This is a genomic window from Pseudomonas sp. ANT_H4, assembly GCF_008369295.1.
In the GTDB taxonomy this organism is placed as follows: domain Bacteria; phylum Pseudomonadota; class Gammaproteobacteria; order Pseudomonadales; family Pseudomonadaceae; genus Aquipseudomonas.
The window spans coordinates 241,292-260,117 of the sequence record NZ_VOBG01000004.1; the positions used below are offsets into that span (position 1 = coordinate 241,292).

Sequence of the window (18,826 nt, forward strand, 5' to 3'; positions counted from 1 at the left end):
TTGCAGCTTGTAACTTGCTGCTTCTAGCTGCTCCTCCGGAGCTTTAGGCATGAGACTCGGAGCAATCGCCATGGCCGTCCCAAGCCCTGGCGCGGAAAATGGGCCACCTCACTTGTCACTGTTTTTACGAGGTTTCTCCATGTACACCGCCATCGGTTACGCCGCCCAGTCGGCCACCACTCCCCTCGCCCCGATGTCCTTCGAACGCCGCAGCCCACGCGCCGATGACGTGGCCATCGAAATCCTTTACTGCGGCGTCTGCCACTCAGACATCCACCAGGCGCGCAACGAATGGGGCATCGCCGTGTACCCGCTGATGCCGGGCCACGAGATCGTCGGCAAGGTCACCGCCGTCGGCGCCAGCGTCACCGCTCATAAAGTCGGCGACCTGGTGGGCGTTGGGTGCATGGTTGACTCGTGCCGCCATTGCGACGCCTGCAAATCGGACCTGGAGCAATACTGCCTCGAAGGCCCGACCATGACCTACGCCACCCCGGACCGTGTGGATGGCAGCAACACCATGGGCGGCTACTCCGACAGCATCGTGGTCAGCGAGCATTTTGTGGTGAAGATCCCTGCCAAGCTTGACCTGGCCAGCGCCGCGCCAATCCTCTGCGCTGGCATCACCACCTACTCGCCGCTCAAGCACTATGGCGTGAAGGCCGGTGACAAGGTCGGGATTCTCGGCATGGGCGGCCTGGGCCATATGGGCATCAAGTTCGCCAAGGCCATGGGCGCCGAAGTGACGTTGTTCACCCGCTCCGCCAGCAAGGCTGCAGAAGGCCGTCGCCAGGGCGCCGATCACGTGATCGTGTCCACCGATGCCGAACAAATGAAAGCTGCGGCCGGGCATTTCGACTTCCTGCTGGACACCATTCCGGTGCAACACGACCTCAACCCCTACCTCGATACTTTGCGCTTTGACGGCGTGCATATTCTGGTGGGACTGATCGAACCGGTAGAGCCGCCGGTACACGCAGCCAAACTGGTATTGGGCCGCAAGGTCCTGGCCGGCTCGTTGATCGGTGGCATTGCCGAAACCCAGGAAGTCCTGGATTTCTGCGCCGAGCACGGCATCACTTGCGACATCGAAATGCTCGACATCCGCCAGATCAACGAAGCCTACACCCGCATGATCGCCGGTGACGTGAAGTACCGCTTCGTCATCGACATGGCGACCTTGAAGGCCTGATCAGGCCTTCGCGCCCAACTCCGCTGACAGCCGGGCTGCAACCTGTTTCACCACGAGGATCAGCTCGGCCATTTTTTCCAGCGGCATGTAGGGCACGGTACTGGCGATGCTGATGCCGGCGACAATTCGCCGGCTGGCATCGCGCACCGGTGCCGCGACGCAACGGATCGACGGTTCGTTGTCTTCCAGATCGAACGCATAACCGCCCACCACGTATTCCTGCATACGCTGCTCAAACTGCGCCCATGATTGTTCCGGGTGCTGCGGCCACTGCATATTCTTCCCACCCACTGGCAAGCTGACCTGATACAGGCGCTGCCACTCTTCCACACTGTCGTCCAGCAGCAAGGCCTTGCCGATTCCGGTGCGCGCCAGCGGCATGCGATGGCCAACCCGCGAGCGCATTTCCGGACCGTTGCGGCCGGGATTCTTGTGCAGGTAGAGCACGTCGTCAAATTCGCGGATCGCCAGGTGGATGGTGTCGCCGGTCAACGCCGACAACTCGTCCAGGTAGGGAATTGCCAGGGTTACCAAAGGCAGCTCTTCACGGGCCTGGAAACCCAGCTCGATCAGTTTCGGGCCAAGCAGGTAGCCGACTTGCGGCACTACGCGCAGGTAACGCTCTTCTACCAGACAGCTGGCCAAGCGGTGGGTGGTGCTGCGGGTGGTGCCGATGCGCCGGGCGATTTCCTTGAGATCCCGCGCGCCAGCCGCCACCGCTTGCACCACGCCCAGGCCACGCAGCAGGGTCTGGGTGCCGGTGGGAGCGGCGTCTTTGACGGGAATGTGGGCGTTTTCCTGCATATCGGGCCTATTGGGAAGTACGAAAACGGCGAGCATTATGGGCGGTCACGATTAGTGTGGCGAGGGGGCTTGCCCACTCGCCACAAAAAGCGCTTTTGCCACAGTCTCAATCAACGCTGCTTCATCCGATCAATAATCACCGCCAGCAACAGGATAGAGCCGCGAATCACGTATTGGTAGAAGGTGTCGATGTTCTTCAGGTTCATCGCATTCTCAATGATCGCCAATATCAGCACTCCGGCAATCACATGGCGAATCATCCCTATGCCCCCGCTCAGGGATACACCGCCCAGCACACACGCCGAAATCACCGTTAGCTCAAAACCCTGGCCGATCATCGGCTGACCCGAGGTCATCCGCGAAGCGAGGATCACTCCGGCCAACGCCCCGATCACACCGTGCACCGCGAAGATGATGATCTTGGTCCTGTCGACATTGACCCCGGCCAGCAACGCCGCTTCCTGGTTACCGCCAATGGCCATGGTGTTGCGCCCGTAGGTGGTGTAGTTCAGCAACCAACCAAAAAACACAAAGCACAGCACGGTGATAACAATCGGCACCGGCACGCCAAACAGCTGGCCGTTACCGAAGACGAAGAAGCCTTCGTCCATCACGCCAACCGCCTTGCCATTGGAAAAGATATACGCCAGCCCACGAACGATCTGCATGGTCGCCAGCGTTGCAATCAACGCATTGATCCGCAGTTTGGCAATCACGATGCCGTTGATCAGCCCCACTACCAGGCCCATGGTCAGTGCCGCCGACACGCCGAGGACGATGCTGTCGGTGTCGCGAATCACGATTCCCGCCACCACGCCCGAGCAGGCAATCACCGACCCCACCGACAAGTCAAAATGCCCCGACGCCAGACAGAACAGCATGGTGCAGGCGGCAATCCCGACGGTGGAAATCGCCAGGCCCAGGCCACGCATGTTCAGTGGCGAGAGGAAGTTGTCGATAAACACGGCACTAAGCAAAAAGATGCTCAAGGCCGCCAGCAACATGACCCACTCGTCGAGAAACTTACGCTGGTTGAAGCCCGGCCAGAAGGTTCTCGCGGTTTTTACCTGTGACATACCCACCTCGTATTCTTCAGTCCCGCGAACGCGGGAGAGCCAATTGCAGCAAGCGCGCTTCATCGGCGTCATCGCGGTTCAAAACGCCGGTAAGCGCACCTTCACTCATCACCAGGATGCGGTCGCAGATACCCATGACTTCCATCAAGTCGCTGGACACCACAATCACTGCAATGCCGGTGGCCGCCAGGTTGTGGATGATCTGGTAGATCTCGGCCTTGGCGCCGATGTCGATACCGCGAGTCGGTTCGTCCAACAGCAGCACTTTCATCGGCATCGACAGCCAACGGCCAAGAATGGCTTTTTGCTGATTGCCGCCGGACAGGTACAGGATCGGCTGCTCGGCCGACGGCGTACGCACGTTCAGCGCGCTGATTTGCCGCTGTGCGTTGTCCCGTTCCCAGCCGCTTTGCAGCAACCAGCCAAAGCGCGCATGGTCGCGACGGGCGCTGATATTGATGTTCTCGGCGACGCTGGCACGGGGCACGATGCCTTCCTTCTTGCGGTCCTCGGGGCACAACAGCACACCGGCGGCAATCGCATCCCGTGGCGACTTGAAAGACTGCGCCTGGCCATGCAACACCAGCGCGCCTTGTTCGCTACGGGACAACCCCGCCAGCAGCCGCAGCAATTCGGTACGCCCTGCCCCCACCAAACCGAACAGGCCGAGAATTTCGCCCTTGTCGACCGCAAGGCTCACCGGCTCTTGCAGCCCTGGCCCGAGTAAACCTTCAACGCGCAGCGCCTCGCCAAAATGCTCCCGAGGCCGGTAGTTGTAGATGTCCTGAATATCGCGGCCAACCATGCAGTTGACCAATTGATCGACGTTCAACTGCGTCATGTCCTCGAAGGTGCGTACAAAGCGCCCGTCCTTGAACACCGTCACCGCATCGCAAATGCGGAACACCTCTTCCATGCGGTGCGACACATAGAGGATCACCCGGCCTTCGTCACGCAGCCGCGCGATGATCACCATCAGCCGCTCGATCTCACGGGCCGAGAGGCTGCTGGTAGGTTCGTCGAAGGCAATCACATGGGCATTGCGCGACATGGCCTTGGCGATTTCCACCAGTTGCCGCTGGCCCAGGGACAGGCTGCCAAGGCGCGCCTGGGGATCGATTTCATCCGCCAGGCCCTTGAGCAACTCCCGCGCCTTGTGCACCATCGCGCCACGATTGACCACACCCCAGCGCGACGGCATATGCCCCAGTAACAGGTTCTCGGCAACGGTCATTTCCGGCACCAGTTGCAGCTCCTGGTGAATGACGGCGATGCCATTGGCAATGCTGTCTGCTGCCGACTTGAAGCTGACGCTGCGCTCGCCCAACTGCAGGCTGCCGCTGTTGGGCGGATAAAAACCGCCGAGAATTTTCAGCAAGGTCGACTTGCCGGCGCCGTTCTCGCCCATCAGCGCGTGCACCGAATGGGGTCGCGCTTCAAAGCTGATCTGCGCCAGCGCTTTCACACCGGGAAACTCCTTGCCAATGCCGTTGAAGCGCAGGGTATCGAAGGCGGCGGTATTCATTTCCACAGACCGATCTTGCTCAACTCTTCCTTGAAATTGGCGCGGGTGATCAAGGTCACGTTATCCAGCGCGGTGAACTTGGCCGGTTCAGTGCCCTTGGTGACCCACTCGAACATGGCGGTAGCGGTTTTATAACCGGACGCGTCGGGGCTGAGCAGCATCGAGCCGTAGAAACCCGTGTCAGTCTTTTTAAGCTCTTCGATGGCATCGGTGCCGTTGATGCCGACACCGATCACATTGGCCGCCTTGAAGCCGGCGCTTTCAGTGGCGCGCACGCCGCCCAGAACGGTGCTGTCGTTCATGCCGCCGATCAGCAGGTTTTTCGCGTCGCTGGGCAGTTTCACCAGAGCCGAGTTGGTGGAGTCCATGCTGCCAGGCACGTCGAGGGTTTTCTGCGCGCTAAACAGGATGTGGTCCGCTGGCAGGCCGGCGGCCTTGAGCCCTTCTACTGAACCGTCGGTGCGTTTCTTGCCGGTTTCCAGTTCGTCGAAGGTGTTGATCACCGCGTAGGTCTCTTTCCAATCCCAGCCACGTTTTTTCGCTTCGGTGGCCATGGCCTCGCCCTGTTTCTGGCCGATCTTGTAGGCGTCCAGGCCGACGTAGGGCACGTCTTCCATGGGTTTGCCCTTGGCGTCGACAAAGCGGTCATCCACCGCCAGCACTTTCAGGCCATTGAGCTTGGCCTTGGCCATGATTGCCGGGCCCAGGGACACGTCCGGCGGGCAGATCACGAAGCCTTTGGCGCCATTGGCGGCGAGGGTGTCGATGGCGGACAGAGTTTTTTCACCGTCGGGCACGGCGATCTTGATCACGGTGAAGCCCTGGTCCTTGCCGGCTTTTTCGGCGAACGCCCATTCGGTCTGGAACCAGGGCTCTTCTGCCTGTTTGACCAGGAAGCCGATCTTTATTTCTTCGGCGGATGCGAGGGTGCCGAGGCCGCTGATTGCCACAGCAACGGCGGCGCAGGCCAAGGTGCGTATTGCTTTTTTCATGAACATAAACCACCTCTTGTTGTTATTGGAGAGTTGCAAGGTTTAGTCGTGGTACATCACCGAACGCCCGCCATCGATCATCAGGCAGGTGGCGTTGATAAACGGCGCTTCGTCGGTGGCGAGAAACAGCGCAGTCATCGCCACTTCGATGGGCTGGCCGATGCGCTTGGGCGGATGCAAATCGAAGGCGCGCCGGCGTTCGGCGTGGGGGTCGGGGAAGCCGTTCCAATAGTCGACGTTGAGTTGGGTTTCGATATAGCCCGGTGCGATGGCATTCACGCGGATGCCCTTGGGCGCGTATTCGATGCCCAGGGCGCGGGTCAGGCCCAGCAGCCCGTGCTTGGCCACCGGATAGGGAAAGCAACCTGGGATGATGTGACTGGAATGGGTGGACGCGATATTGATGATGTTGCCGATGCCTTGCTCGATCATGTGCGGCAACACGGTGCGGCAGCCGAACCAGGCACCGTCCAGGTCGATGGCGAAGCAGCGGCGCCAATCGTCGTCGGTCATTTCCAGAGGGTCGCAAAACACGTTGACGCCGGCGCAGTTGACCAACACATCGACGCGCCCAAAGTGTTCGATGGCAACCTCCACCAGGGCTCGCCATTGCTCTTTGGAAGTGATGTCGATGGGTTGTGCGTAGATATCCGCGCCGCGCTCTCGCCAATGAGCCGCGACTTTCTCGACCTTCTCGCCCTGGATATCACCGATAACCAGACGCGCCTGCTGAGCCTGGAAGCAGGCCACGATGGCCTCGCCAATGCCTTGCGCAGCACCGGTGATCACCACCACTTTGTTCTTCAGCCGATCGCCGTAGATTGGCTCCGGCACTGGAGGTAACGACAACGGTTGTGCCTGCATCGCTTCACCTGTTTTATTTTTGGTAGTGAGTGCTGATGCAGGGGACTATAAACCCAGAACTTAAAATATCTCAATATATAAATTAACATCCCACATACTGATCATTAATGTAAAAAAACCGGCACCTATAGCCGGCTTTTTAACGACTCAGCCGTGGGCAAACTCGCGCAGTGAGTCCCCTTCCATGCGGTAACGCACCCACTCCTCCTGAGGTTGGGCGCCGATGGATTTGTAGAACTGGATGGCCGGTTCGTTCCAGTCCAGCACGCTCCATTCGAAACGTCCGCAACCGTTGTCACAGGCAATCTTGGCCAGATGGCGCAACAACTTCTTGCCCGCACCGCCTCCGCGCTGTTGCGGGTTGATGTACAGGTCTTCCAGGTACAGGCAGTTGCTGCCCAGCCAAGTCGAGTAGCTGAAAAAGAACACGGCAAAACCAATTGGCAACCCTTCCCGCAGACAGATCAGGCCATGGGCGGTGGCGCCTTCGCTGAACAGGCTGCGTTCGATATCCACCACGCTGGCGATCACTTCGTGCCGGGCCTTTTCGTAGTCGGCAAGCTCCGTGATAAAGGCCAGGATCTGTGCGGCATCACTGGGCACGGCGGGGCGAATCTCAATGGTCATGGACAGGCCTTGTGAATGAAGAAAGAACACATACTAAGGCTGTTTTATGAAGGGTTGCAGTGCAATTTCATTCACGACTAACCTTGCATGGCAACGCATAGCCCCCAATAGGAAACCCGATGCCCTTCACGCCATTGTCCGACCTCGCCGCCACCCTGCTGCCCCACGCCTTGGAACCGTCGGAAGACGGCGCCCACGACCTGTCGCACTTGCAGCGGGTGTGGCACAACGCGCGGTCGATCCAGGCCGAGGAAGGCGGCGACCTCGAAGTGCTGCTGGCGGCCGTGTTGCTGCACGACTGTGTGGCCGTGGAAAAGAACTCGCCGCTGCGCTCCAAGGCGTCGGCGCTGGCGGCGACCAAGGCTGGGGGAATCCTGCAAAACCTCGGCTGGCAGCCTGCGCGCATGGCTGCCGTGACCCATGCCATCGAGACCCACAGCTTTTCGGCGGGGTTAACGCCTGAGTCCCTGGAAGCCAAAATCGTCCAGGACGCCGACCGCCTCGATTCCCTCGGCATGATCGGCGTCGCCCGCACGTTCTACACCGCCGGGCGCATGGGCAGCGGGCTGTATGACCCGGCTGACCCGACTGCACGCCACCGCGAGTATGACGACAAGCGCTTTTGCCTCGATCACTTCCAGACCAAGCTGCTGCACTTGGCCGATGGTTTTCAAACCGCCACGGGACAACGCTTGGCGCAGCTTCGTCATGCCCGGCTAAAAGGGTTTATGCAGACGTTTATTGAGGAGATTGGCGAACAATAGGCACACAAATTCTTACAAGCAACGTAGCACCGTTCGTCGCTGCCAAGGCACCAATGGCAACCGGGGGCTGACCAATATCAGGTAAGGACTTTAATGATATGGAGGCTCCACATGAATACTTCCAAATTGACTGCCCTCGCTCTCACTGGCTTGCTGTCTACCGTTTCCCTCAGCAGCTTTGCCGCATCAAACAACTCCACCGGCCCGACAGACCCTATCGGCAGCCCTCCAAGCCCGGCAACCCAAGAGTCCAAGGACTCCATGGGCACCGGCCTTGATACCAACGGTGGCGCAATTAACAACCAGGGCAACGACCCGCGCGCCCAAGGCAACGATGGCAACCGCCAAGGCCTGGGGACCGACGTGGAGAACGGCAAAATGGGGCCGGGCAAAAATGCCACCCCACACGGCGACGACTCCAACCTTCCCGGCGCACCCAAGCAGCCCTGAGCCATAAGCAGACGAACACTACCCAACCACTCACCCTGAAGAGGTATGCATGAACGTCGATAAAAACCTTGAGAAAGAAGTCCTCACCCGCCTGCTGCACGCCCATCCCAGCGGCCTGGGTAAAGAAGTACTGGACAACTACCGAGGTGAAAAAGTGGTGGCCAGCGCCTTGGCCGCCCTTCAGGACCGTGGGTTGATCAAGGAAGGTCATGTGACCTGTAACGACGCCGGTGAACACGCGTTGAACCTGCCGATCAAGCTCACGGCGTCCGGCGTGGAGGCAGCTCGCAAGCTGGAAGGCGAAGTAAATCAGTAACCCACGTTGTCTGGCCTGGCCCTTCCTCAAGGGCCAGAAGGCGTATCGCAATGCCTCGTGCAAGCAAAGCCAAATACACCGCCGAACAGCAGCCCAAGGCCGGTTGAATCTGATCGACTAACACCACAAAACGAACGTGCTTACCCGAGACTCTTTCCTGATAAAGTCACTTTTCAGCTTTGACGACCTCATAGTCCCGCAGTTTATTGGCAATAGTGGTATGGGAAACCCCTAACCGTTTCCCCAACTGCCGGCTACTGGGATGCTCGGAATACAACCGTTCCAACACCGCCTTTTCAAACCGCCCGACAATCTCTTCCAGCCCGCCTTCCAGGGAGAAATCCCCCAGCGGCTGGCGCACGCCGTAGTCTGGCAGGCGGATATGCTCGGCCTTGACCGTCCCGCCGTCGCACAGCGAGACCGCCTGGAACAGCACGTTCTCCAACTGCCGCACATTGCCTGGCCAGTGGTAATGGCTGAGCCGATCCATGGCCGCTGGTGCCAGCTTGGGCAGCGGGCAACCAATCTGCCGGCTGGCCTGATCGAGGAAGTGCTCAACCAGCGGCGGCAAACCATCGAGGCATTCACGCAGCGGCGGGATATGCAGCGACAGCACATTCAAGCGGTGGTAGAGGTCCTGGCGAAATTCGCCACGGGCACAGAGTTCCGACAAGTCCACCTGGGTTGCGCAGATCACCCGCACATCCAGGTACACCTCTTCATCACTGCCTACCCGGCGAAAGCAACCGTCCTGCAGGAAGCGCAGCAACTTGGCCTGCAGCCGCGCGCTCATTTCCCCGACACCATCGAGAAACAACGTGCCGCCCACCGTCAGTTCCAGCAACCCCAGCTTGCCCTCGGCCCGCGCGCCTTCGAACGCGCCGGGGCCGTAGCCAAACAGTTCGGTCTCGGCCATGGACTCCGGCAAGCCGGCGCAGTTGAGGGCCATCAGCGGTGACTGCCCGCGCGGGCTGGCCAGATGGCAGGCACGTGCCAACAGTTCCTTGCCGGTGCCGGTTTCGCCTTCTATTAATAGAGGGGCGTCCAGAGGGGCCATGCGTCGGGCCTCACGGACCACGGCGGCCATGACTTTCGAGCTTTGGAAAATGCTGTCGAAGCCCCGCAGTTCCTGCTTGCGCACGTTGTAGATACGCTCACCGACCCGGTCGGCGCGGTGCAGGGTCAGCACAGCGCCAGCCATGGCTTCGCTGTCATCGTGTTCCGAGGATTGCAGCGGGGCGATATCGGCGAGGAACACATCGCCCTTGACCTTGACTCGCAAGCCATTGATCCGCGATTTGCTGGAGCGCACCAGTTCCGGCAAGTCGAAGTCTTCGGCATAGCGCGACAGCGCAATGCCCGGTACTTCGTCCACCCGCACCCCGAGCAACTGCGCTGCCGCCCGGTTGGCAGCAACGATGGCGCCGCTCATGTCGATGGACAGCACCGGAAATTCCAGCGCGCCCAGCAAGGCATTGAGTTCCATATGCCGACGTTCGCTAGGCATCAGTCCTACCCGCTTGACGCCAAATACCCCGGCAATCGCTTCAAACTGCGGGCGCAGCGCCTGGAACTGCATGTTCACCAGGTTCGGGCAGTACAGGTAAATGGCATTGCCGTGTTCGCCGCCGACCTCGCCCTTGGCAACGTTGACGCCGTACTCCACCAGCAGGTTGAGGATGTCCCGCAGGATGCCTATACGGTTCTGGCAATGCACTTTGATACGCATGAAAAGGCCCGAATTATTGTTGAAGGGCTGATTGAACTGCGTCTTTTTGTCGCTGAGCGCAGATAGTCGTCAAGATTATGTGACAGCTAGCGACCTTTTCAAACCGTAAAATCGCAATACACAGTGCTCAACGGCAATACCGTAACGAATACTTTACAAATATTAGTAAATTTTCCTACAAGCTGCAGCAGATGACGGATGGATTCCTGACCCAGGCGGAGTATCAATAGGTTTATCGCAGGACATAACAAGAACGAATGCCTAGCAGGAGAGCCGTATGAAGCAGACGCAGTACGTGGCCCGCGAGCCCGACGCGCAAGGTTTTATCCAGTACCCGCCCAAAGAACATGCGGTATGGAACACCCTGATCACTCGCCAACTGAAAGTGATCGAAGGCCGTGCCTGCCAGGAATACCTGGACGGCATCGACAAGCTCGGCCTGCCCCACGACCGAATTCCGCAACTGGCGGACATCAACAAGGTGCTGGGGGAAACCACCGGCTGGCAAGTCGCCCGCGTGCCGGCACTGATCCCCTTCCAGACTTTCTTCGAGTTGCTCGCCAACAAGCAGTTTCCGGTGGCGACCTTTATTCGTACCCGTGAAGAGCTGGATTACCTGCAAGAACCGGATATTTTCCACGAGATCTTCGGACACTGCCCACTGCTGACCAACCCCTGGTTCGCCGAATTTACCCACACCTACGGCAAGCTTGGCCTGGCTGCCACCAAGGAACAGCGGGTGTACCTGGCGCGCCTGTACTGGATGACCATCGAGTTTGGCCTGGTGGACACGCCTGAAGGCCGGCGCATCTACGGCGGCGGTATCCTGTCCTCGCCGAAGGAAAGCGTTTACTGCCTGTCGGATGAACCCGAGCATCAAGCCTTCGACCCGCTGCAAGCTATGCGCACGCCCTATCGCATCGACATCCTGCAGCCGCTGTACTTCGTATTGCCCAACCTCAAGCGCCTGTTCGAAGTGGCGCAGGAAGACATCATGGGCATGGTCAAGCGCGGTATGCAGTTGGGCCTGCATGCGCCCCTGTTCCCTCCAAAACCGGTCCAGCCCAAGCCAAAGGCGGCGTGACACGTGCCTTTTGCGGCCAGGTGAGTCTGTTCCCTGGCCCCGCGTTGCTTTAGGGTGACGCCACTGACGACCGTTTTCCAAACACTCGATTTCAGGAATCCCCACATGACCACCTTGAACCAAGCCCACTGCGAAGCCTGCCACGCCGATGCCCCGCAAGTCAGCGACGAAGAACTGCCGGTACTGATCAAGCAGATCCCCGACTGGAACATCGAAGTACGCGACGGCGTGATGCAGCTGGAAAAGGTCTTCCTGTTCAAGAATTTCAAATTCGCCCTGGCCTTCACCAACGCCGTGGGCGTGATCGCCGAGGCCGAAGGTCACCACCCCGGCCTGCTCACTGAATGGGGCAAAGTCACCGTGACCTGGTGGAGCCACTCCATCAAGGGCCTGCACCGCAACGACTTCATCATGGCCGCGCGCACTGACAAAGTGGCCAAGGATGCCGAGGGCCGCAAGTAATGCACTTCACTGCCATTGACCGAGTGCCAGGGGACCCGATCCTCGGGCTGATGGAGTCCTATGCCAAGGACCCCAGCCCGCAAAAGTTCGACCTGGGCGTGGGCGTCTACAAGGATGCCCAGGGGCTGACGCCGATTCTGCGCTCAGTGAAGCTGGCCGAACAGCGCCTGGCGGACCAACAAACCACCAAGACCTACATCGGCGGCCACGGCGATGCAGCGTTCGGCAAGCTGATTAATAGGTTGGTGCTGGGCGCCGACTCGCCGCTGCTGCGCGAACGCCGTGCCGGCGCGACCCAGACCCCAGGCGGCACCGGCGCGCTGCGCCTGAGTGCCGACTTTATCGCCCACAGCCTGCCCGGTCGCGGCGTGTGGCTGAGCAACCCGACCTGGCCGATCCACGAAACCATCTTCGCCAAGGCCGGGCTCAAGGTCAGCCACTATCCGTACGTGGGCAGTGACAACCGCCTGGATGTTGCGGCGATGTTGGCTACCCTGGCCAGCGTGCCCAAGGGCGACGTAGTGCTGTTGCACGCCTGCTGTCACAACCCCACCGGCTTCGACCTGTCCCAGGACGACTGGCGCCAGGTTCTGGAGATCGTCCGCGAGCGCGAGCTGCTGCCGCTGATCGACTTTGCCTACCAGGGGTTTGGTGATGGCCTGGAGCAAGACGCGTGGGCCGTGCGCTTGTTCGCTGCCGAGTTGCCTGAGCTGCTGATCACCAGCTCCTGCTCGAAGAATTTCGGTTTGTACAGCGACCGTGTTGGCTCGCTGATTGTCTGCGCAGGTGATGCTGAAAAGCTGCTGGATGTGCGCAGCCAACTGGCATTTATTGCCCGCAACCTGTGGTCGACGCCGCCGGATCATGGTGCAGCCGTAGTCGCCACAATCCTGGGTGATGCCGAGCTGAAAGCGCTGTGGAGCGAGGAAGTCGAAGCCATGCGCCTGCGGATCGCGCAATTGCGCTCCGGGCTGGTGGAAGCCTTGGCGCCTCATGGGCTGTCAGAGCGTTTTGCCCATATCGGCGTGCAACGCGGGATGTTTTCCTATACCGGGTTGAGCGCCGATCAGGTGAAAGAACTGCGCGAGAAGCACAGCGTATATATGGTCAATTCAGGGCGGGCGAACGTTGCCGGAATTGATGAAACGCGCCTGACACTGTTGGCTGACGCGATTGCGGATGTGTGCCACTCCTGAGAGCGGCTCGATTTAGTGTGGCGGGCTGTGTGGCGAGCAGCCAAGCCCACATCTGTTTGCGTCCGGCCATAAAACTGTGATCTACCCCGCCACCATCTCCGCCTTGAGCTGCGCCTCTTTGGCCTGGGCATCGGCCAACCGATACAGCTCGATATGCCCATCCCAGTGCTCGATCAACGCCGTGCAAGACTCCACCCAATCCCCGCAGTTGAGGTAGTCCACCTCCCCTACCTTGCGGATCTCCGCGTGGTGGATATGCCCGCACACCACACCGTGCAACTCGCGCTTGGTCACTTCATGGGCGATGGCTTCTTCGAAGTCGCTGATAAAGCTGACAGCAGTTTTCACCTTGTGCTTGAGGTAGGCCGACAGCGACCAATAGCCGTAACCGTAGCGCGCCCGCCAGTGGTTCAGCCAGCGATTGAGGGTCAGGGTGAATTCGTAGGCAGAGTCGCCAAGGAACGCCAGCCAACGGTGGTAACGGGTGATCACGTCAAACTGATCGCCATGGATCACCAGCAAGTGACGACCATCGGCGGTGACGTGCACCGCCTCGTCCACCAACTGGATATTGCCCAGGATCAGCTTGGAATAACGCCGCAGGAATTCATCATGGTTGCCCGTGACGTAGATCACCTCGGTACCGCGCTTGCTCATGGTCAGCAAGCGGCGGATCACGTTGGTATGGGCCTGGGGCCAATACATGCCGCCGCGCAGTTTCCAGCCGTCGATGATGTCGCCAACCAGGTACACCCGGTCGGCGTGGTAGCCCTTGAGAAACTGCGACAGGTGCTCGGCCTGGCAATCCCGAGTGCCCAGGTGCACGTCGGAAATCCACAGGGTACGAACCCGTTGCTTGCGGCTGGGTTTGGCAAGCTCGGCGCTGGTCATGGGCATACCTCAACGGTGTTTTCGCGAGCTTGCTCCCTGGCGATTAATAGCCCATGACAGTCGTGCGTCAGTCTGATGACAGCGTTCATCAGGCTCCCGGCCATGTAAACTGCCAGCCTGCCCAGGAGATTGCGATGAGACCGACACTCACGCTACGCCACTACACCCACAACCTGATTGCCCATAGCCACGACCATGCGCAACTGGTGTTCGCCCTGGCCGGCCGCCTGGATTTCGACGTGGAAGGTGTAAGTGGCGAGATCCGCCCGCAAGGGGTCATGGTCCTGCCATTCTCGGCCCATCACGCCTGCGGCAGTCCCCAAGGCAGTCATTGCCTGGTGCTCGATGTGCCCGACGAACAATGGCTGGTGCAGTCCCTTGGCGATCATGCCGACGCCAGTCGGCGCCTGCTGGACCAGCCGGCACGGGTGGCGCTGGATGCCCGGCAAGGCCAGTTGGTGCAGTGGCTGGCGAGCAGCCCGCTGGATGATCCGCTGATCGCCCAGCAAGGCGCCGTCTTGTTGCTGGTCAGCCTCAATGGCCAGGCGCCACGCGACAGCCTGCGGCTGCCTTATGCAGCGTTCGATGCCCATATCGACCAACATGCGGCGCACCCGCTGCAAGTCGCCGACCTGGCGCGGATGGCCAATCTATCCGTCGCACGGCTGCATGCACGCTTTGTCACCGAGTGCGGGCAGACGCCCATGGACTACATCCGCAGCCGGCGCTTGCAGATGGCCCGTGGACTGTTGCGCGACAGTCACCTGCCCATCGGCGAGATTGCCGCGCAGGTTGGCTATGGTTCGCAAAGCGCCTTTTCGGCAGCGGTGTTGCGTGAGTTCGGTGAATCCCCCGGCGCCTTGCGACGCCGTCCCCGTAGCAGTTGACGAGTAGAACGAGGCTACGTTCGACAGGGTCGAGACGGCTGCTACACGGACATGCTCAAGAGTCCTGCGACAAAACCTGCGAGTCCGACGACAGACGCCAAACGCTGTAACCCTCTAGACTGGCCGTCTGTCCGCTCACTGCCCAAGGATCACAATGACTCCGCGCTCTGCCCTCGGCGCCCTGCATATCGGCGCATTGATGTTTGGCCTCACCGGCGTCTTCGGCAAACTCGCCGCGGCCTCCCCGGCCATTATCGTCTTTGGCCGCGCCGCGTTCGCCGTGATCGCCCTGGCAGTGTTCGCCCGTTTTGCCAGCAACACTCCCTGGCAGAAGCTGCAAGCCAGCGATTTGCGGCGCCTGCTGCTTAGCGGCTTGTTGCTGGCCGGCCATTGGGTGAGCTTCTTTATTGCCGTGAAGGTGGCCGGCGTGGCGATTGCGACGCTGGGATTTGCCACCTTCCCGGCATTCACGGTGATCCTCGAAGGGCTGATCTTCCGCGAGCGAATCCGCGCCAATGAAATTATCCTGGTGGTGTTGGTCAGCGTCGGCCTGGTGCTGGTCACACCGGATTTCGATCTCGCCAGCCAAGCCACCAACGGCTTGATCTGGGCCGTCGGTTCCGGCTTGCTGTTCTCGCTGCTGTCGCTGAACAACCGCGCCAGTGGCCGCATCCCGCCGGTGCAGGCAGCCCTGTGCCAGAACGTCGTCGTGGCGCTGTGCCTATTGCCAGCCGCCGCTCCAGGCCTGACCGAAGTACGTGCCCTGGATTGGTTGTGGATTGGTCTGTTGGGAGTGTTCTGCACCGGCCTGGCCCACAGCCTGTTTGTCGCCAGCCTCGCGGTGCTCAAGGCGCGCACGGCGGCAGTGGTATTCGCCATGGAACCGGTGTACGGCATCACCGTGGCCTGGCTGCTGTTTGGTGAAAACCCAACCCTGCGCATGCTGATGGGCGGCGCGCTGATCATCCTCGCCATCGTCGTCTCAGGCCTGATGAGCCGCCCCGAAAAGGCCAAACAGCCCGCTGCGCAGGCCTGATCTATACGTTTCCTATCCGTAACAGTCTGTCGTCGTTCACGGATACAGACTCCTCGACGACAGCCATGGTTTTTTTGAAGTTGCTGCATGCGAGTGGTCACTCCATCAACGCTATGCAGGAGTTTCACCATGGACATGTTCATCAGCCTGATTTCCAAATCATCCAAATCATCAGCGGCGCCGTCGGCGGCAATCTGGCCGGCTTGAGCAAGCAAGGCCTGGCCTGGCACCTGGCTCAATACGATTGTCGGTGGTGTGGGCGGCTTGATCCTGACGTTCGTGGTCGGCTGGATCAAAAACAAGATGGCGACCAAATAGCCGCCTATAGATACAGGCCACTGCCCGCCCATCAGTGACAGTGGCTTTTATTGAGTACGGTCGTTGTGCCCAAGATCCCGTTGCGGATCGATCTGGTCACGTACTCGCTGCTTGAGCACCTTAGCTTCCGGGAAGCCGCCGTCCGCCTTGCGCTCCCAGATTTGCACGCCGTCGCAGGTGATGCGAAACGCGCCACCAGTGGCCGGTTCCAGCGCCACTTTGCCTAGGTCATCGGCAAAGGTACTCAACAGTTCTTGAGCCAGCCACGCCGCGCGCAGCAGCCACTGACATTGCGTGCAATAGGTGATGACAATCTCGGGTTTGGGCGCGGACATGAAATGACTGGCTCCTGAGGTAATGGGATCGGCGGATCGGGTGGCTATAATACCGACCTTTATCGTCCAGCCCCGAGATTGATGATGCGCCGCCTGTTGTCCTGCCTGTTGCTGTGCCTACTCCCCATCCTTGTGCAAGCTGTTGAGACACCGCGCCCGAAGATCGGCCTGGTGCTTTCCGGTGGCGCCGCCCGTGGCCTGGCCCACATTGGCGTGCTCAAGGCTCTGGAAGAACAAGGTATCCACATTGATGCCATTGCAGGCACCAGCATGGGCGCGGTGATTGGCGGGCTGTATGCCTCGGGCTACAAGATCGACGAGTTGGAAAAGCTGGCGCTGAACATCGACTGGAAGCTGGCACTCTCCGATGCACCACCTCGGGAGGATGTACCATTTCGACGCAAGCAGGATGATCGGGATTTTTTGGTCAAACAAAAGCTCAGCTTTCGCGACGACGGCAGCCTCGGCCTGCCATTGGGTGTAATCCAGGGCCAGAACCTGGCGCTGCTACTGGAAAGCATGTTCGCCCACAGCAGCAACACTCGGGACTTCGACAAGCTGCCCATTCCGTTTCGGGCGGTCGCGACCGATATCACCAGCGGCGAAAAAGTGGTGTTTCGCAAAGGCCACCTGCCGCAAGTGATCCGCGCCAGCATGTCGATCCCCGCCGTGTTCGCCCCGGTGGAACTGGACGGCCGACTGCTGGTGGACGGCGGCATGACCGACAACATCCCGTTGGATGTGGCGCGGGAGATGGGCGTCGACATCGCCATTGTGGTGGACATCGGCACGCCGCTGCGCACCCGCAAGCAACTGGCGACGGTGGTGGATGTGCTCAACCAGTCCATCACCCTGATGACCCGGCGCAACTCCGAGGAACAACTCAAGGCCCTGCATCCGCGCGATGTGTTGATCCAACCATCGCTGGCCGCTTATGGTGTGACCGATTTCGGTCGAGCCAAGGACATGATCGACGCCGGCTACCGCGCCACCCGCGCCCTCGACGCACGCCTGTCGAGGCTGCGTCCCGCCGAGTCGGTCGACGCCGAGCTGGCGGCGGCACGCACACCTGGCCAGCGCAATCCGGTGATCACCGCAATCAAGGTGGAGAATGACTCGAAAGTCGGCGACGACGTCATCCGCTACTACATCCGCCAACCCATCGGCGAACGCCTGGACCTGGGCCGCCTGCAAGCGGACATGGGTACCTTGTACGGCCTGGACTACTTCGAGCAGGTGCAATATCGCGTCGTGAAAAAGGGCCAGGACAATACCTTGGTGATCAGCGCGCGGGGTAAACGCAGCGGCACCGATTACCTGCGCCTGGGCCTCAACCTTTCCGATGACATGCGCGGCGACAGCGCCTTCAACCTCGGCGCCAGCTACCGAATCAACGGCATCAACCGCCTCGGCGCCGAATGGCTGACACGCGTGCAGATTGGTGATCGGCAGGAGTTGTACAGCGAGTTTTATCAGCCGATGGACACCGGTTCGCGCTACTTCGTCGCCCCCTATATCAGCGCCGAAGCGCAGAACGTCGAGCTGATTGAAGATAACAATCCGATTTCGGAGTACCGCCTGGAACGTTATGGTTTTGGCCTCAACGTCGGCCGGCAGATCGGCAACAGCGGCGAGATCCGCTTCGGTGTCGGCGAAGCCTGGGGAAAGGCCGATGTGCGCATTGGTGATCGCGACTTGCCGAGCGTCAGCTTCAGTGAGGGCTTCTATGAACTGAAGTACTCCTTCGACTCCCTGGACAACGTCTACTTCCCCCACACGGGCGAAGACATCGGCCTGGCCTTCCGTGAATTCGAACCGGGCCTGGGTTCCGACCAGCGCTATCGGCAGTGGGAGTTCAAGCTGGACAAGGCCATGAGCCACGGGCCGGACACACTGGTTCTGGGCGGTCGTTATGGGCGCACTCTGGACAATTCGGACGTGGTGATTTCCAGCTTCCTGCTGGGCGGTGCGCGGCAGCTGTCGGGCTTTCGCCAGGACGCGATTGCCGGACAGAACATCAGCCTGATGCGGGCGGTCTATTATCGCCGCCTGACGCCACGTTCATACCTGCCGCTGGACTTCCCGCTGTACCTGGGCGCGTCCCTGGAACGGGGACGCGCGTGGAACAACGACAATGAATTCGACAGCGGCTACATCAATGCCGCGAGTATTTTCCTCGGGTTTGATACGCCGCTGGGGCCGTTGAATTTCAGCTATGGATTTAATGATGACAATCAGAAGGCGCTGTATCTGAATCTGGGGCAGACGTTCTGACTTT

General features: G+C 60.2%; 20 protein-coding genes. 11 read left to right on the forward strand and 9 right to left on the reverse strand.

The annotated features are described in order from the left end of the window. The first annotated feature begins 139 nt into the window (after positions 1-139). Positions 140-1,192, forward strand: coding sequence for an NAD(P)-dependent alcohol dehydrogenase (locus FQ182_RS07450; RefSeq protein WP_149412087.1), 1,053 nt, complete (start codon positions 140-142; stop codon positions 1,190-1,192). Here FQ182_RS07450 and FQ182_RS07455 read toward each other — a convergent pair whose 3' ends face one another. The 6 genes from FQ182_RS07455 to FQ182_RS07480 form a co-directional block, all read right to left on the reverse strand. Then, on the reverse strand, positions 1,193-1,996 hold the full coding sequence (locus FQ182_RS07455) for an IclR family transcriptional regulator (RefSeq protein ID WP_149412183.1): 804 nt from the start codon (positions 1,994-1,996) through the stop codon (positions 1,193-1,195). A gap of 110 nt (positions 1,997-2,106) precedes the next feature. Continuing rightward, the gene (gene araH / locus FQ182_RS07460) at positions 2,107-3,072 is read right to left on the reverse strand and encodes an L-arabinose ABC transporter permease AraH (protein ID WP_149412088.1); all 966 of its coding nucleotides are present in this window, start codon (positions 3,070-3,072) and stop codon (positions 2,107-2,109) included. A gap of 16 nt (positions 3,073-3,088) precedes the next feature. Next, positions 3,089-4,597 (reverse strand): L-arabinose ABC transporter ATP-binding protein AraG, encoded by a 1,509-nt coding sequence (gene araG / locus FQ182_RS07465; RefSeq protein ID WP_149412184.1) that lies wholly within the window; start codon positions 4,595-4,597, stop codon positions 3,089-3,091. Further along, the gene (locus FQ182_RS07470) at positions 4,594-5,595 is read right to left on the reverse strand and encodes a substrate-binding domain-containing protein (RefSeq protein WP_149412089.1); all 1,002 of its coding nucleotides are present in this window, start codon (positions 5,593-5,595) and stop codon (positions 4,594-4,596) included. The genes araG and FQ182_RS07470 overlap by 4 nt, the downstream gene beginning before the upstream one ends. Positions 5,596-5,631: 36 nt before the next feature. Next, a complete protein-coding gene (locus tag FQ182_RS07475; protein WP_149412090.1) occupies positions 5,632-6,453 on the reverse strand; it encodes an SDR family oxidoreductase in 822 nt (273 codons plus the stop codon). A gap of 147 nt (positions 6,454-6,600) precedes the next feature. After that, complete coding sequence (locus FQ182_RS07480; protein WP_149412091.1) at positions 6,601-7,080, reverse strand: GNAT family N-acetyltransferase; 480 nt, start codon at positions 7,078-7,080, stop codon at positions 6,601-6,603. A 119-nt stretch (positions 7,081-7,199) separates the two neighbouring features. Here FQ182_RS07480 and FQ182_RS07485 point away from each other — a divergent pair, with 119 nt between their 5' ends. The 3 genes from FQ182_RS07485 to FQ182_RS07495 all read left to right on the forward strand — a co-directional run bounded on the left by FQ182_RS07485 (position 7,200) and on the right by FQ182_RS07495 (position 8,610). Further along, positions 7,200-7,844 carry an HD domain-containing protein gene (locus FQ182_RS07485; protein WP_149412092.1) on the forward strand — a complete coding sequence of 215 codons (645 nt, stop codon included), beginning with the start codon at positions 7,200-7,202 and terminating at the stop codon, positions 7,842-7,844. Positions 7,845-7,955: 111 nt separating this feature from the next. Beyond that, the gene (locus FQ182_RS07490) at positions 7,956-8,294 is read left to right on the forward strand and encodes a hypothetical protein (protein WP_149412093.1); all 339 of its coding nucleotides are present in this window, start codon (positions 7,956-7,958) and stop codon (positions 8,292-8,294) included. 49 nt (positions 8,295-8,343) lie between these two features. After that, entirely contained in the window at positions 8,344-8,610 is a 267-nt protein-coding gene (locus FQ182_RS07495) for a hypothetical protein (protein WP_149412094.1), read from the forward strand. 166 nt (positions 8,611-8,776) lie between these two features. Here FQ182_RS07495 and FQ182_RS07500 read toward each other — a convergent pair whose 3' ends face one another. Next, the gene (locus tag FQ182_RS07500) at positions 8,777-10,339 is read right to left on the reverse strand and encodes a sigma-54-dependent transcriptional regulator (protein ID WP_149412095.1); all 1,563 of its coding nucleotides are present in this window, start codon (positions 10,337-10,339) and stop codon (positions 8,777-8,779) included. Positions 10,340-10,616: 277 nt separating this feature from the next. Between FQ182_RS07500 and phhA the strand changes: the two genes are divergently transcribed. The 3 genes from phhA to FQ182_RS07515 all read left to right on the forward strand — a co-directional run bounded on the left by phhA (position 10,617) and on the right by FQ182_RS07515 (position 13,081). Continuing rightward, the gene (gene phhA, locus FQ182_RS07505) at positions 10,617-11,423 is read left to right on the forward strand and encodes a phenylalanine 4-monooxygenase (RefSeq protein ID WP_149412096.1); all 807 of its coding nucleotides are present in this window, start codon (positions 10,617-10,619) and stop codon (positions 11,421-11,423) included. Between the two features lie 105 nt (positions 11,424-11,528). Then, positions 11,529-11,885, forward strand: a complete 357-nt coding sequence (locus tag FQ182_RS07510; RefSeq protein ID WP_149412097.1) for a 4a-hydroxytetrahydrobiopterin dehydratase — start codon at positions 11,529-11,531, stop codon at positions 11,883-11,885. Continuing rightward, positions 11,885-13,081: an amino acid aminotransferase gene (locus tag FQ182_RS07515; RefSeq protein ID WP_149412098.1), complete on the forward strand. Its 1,197-nt coding sequence runs from the start codon at positions 11,885-11,887 to the stop codon at positions 13,079-13,081. Before FQ182_RS07510 ends, FQ182_RS07515 begins: the two co-directional genes overlap by 1 nt. A gap of 81 nt (positions 13,082-13,162) precedes the next feature. On the opposite strand, the gene FQ182_RS07520 is transcribed toward FQ182_RS07515, so the two are convergent. Next, the gene (locus tag FQ182_RS07520) at positions 13,163-13,972 is read right to left on the reverse strand and encodes a UDP-2,3-diacylglucosamine diphosphatase (protein WP_149412099.1); all 810 of its coding nucleotides are present in this window, start codon (positions 13,970-13,972) and stop codon (positions 13,163-13,165) included. Between the two features lie 134 nt (positions 13,973-14,106). On the opposite strand from FQ182_RS07520, the gene FQ182_RS07525 reads away from it, so the two are divergent. The 3 genes from FQ182_RS07525 (at position 14,107) to FQ182_RS30865 (ending at position 16,251) form a co-directional block, all read left to right on the forward strand. Further along, complete coding sequence (locus tag FQ182_RS07525; protein ID WP_149412100.1) at positions 14,107-14,859, forward strand: AraC family transcriptional regulator; 753 nt, start codon at positions 14,107-14,109, stop codon at positions 14,857-14,859. A 154-nt stretch (positions 14,860-15,013) separates the two neighbouring features. After that, on the forward strand, positions 15,014-15,895 hold the full coding sequence (locus tag FQ182_RS07530) for a DMT family transporter (protein WP_149412101.1): 882 nt from the start codon (positions 15,014-15,016) through the stop codon (positions 15,893-15,895). A 65-nt stretch (positions 15,896-15,960) separates the two neighbouring features. Then, a complete protein-coding gene (locus tag FQ182_RS30865; RefSeq protein WP_371923854.1) occupies positions 15,961-16,251 on the forward strand; it encodes a hypothetical protein in 291 nt (96 codons plus the stop codon). Positions 16,252-16,260: 9 nt separating this feature from the next. On the opposite strand, the gene FQ182_RS07540 is transcribed toward FQ182_RS30865, so the two are convergent. Further along, positions 16,261-16,548, reverse strand: a complete 288-nt coding sequence (locus tag FQ182_RS07540) for a SelT/SelW/SelH family protein (RefSeq protein ID WP_149412102.1) — start codon at positions 16,546-16,548, stop codon at positions 16,261-16,263. 84 nt (positions 16,549-16,632) lie between these two features. On the opposite strand from FQ182_RS07540, the gene FQ182_RS07545 reads away from it, so the two are divergent. After that, positions 16,633-18,822: a patatin-like phospholipase family protein gene (locus FQ182_RS07545; protein ID WP_149412103.1), complete on the forward strand. Its 2,190-nt coding sequence runs from the start codon at positions 16,633-16,635 to the stop codon at positions 18,820-18,822. The last annotated feature ends 4 nt before the right edge of the window (positions 18,823-18,826 follow it).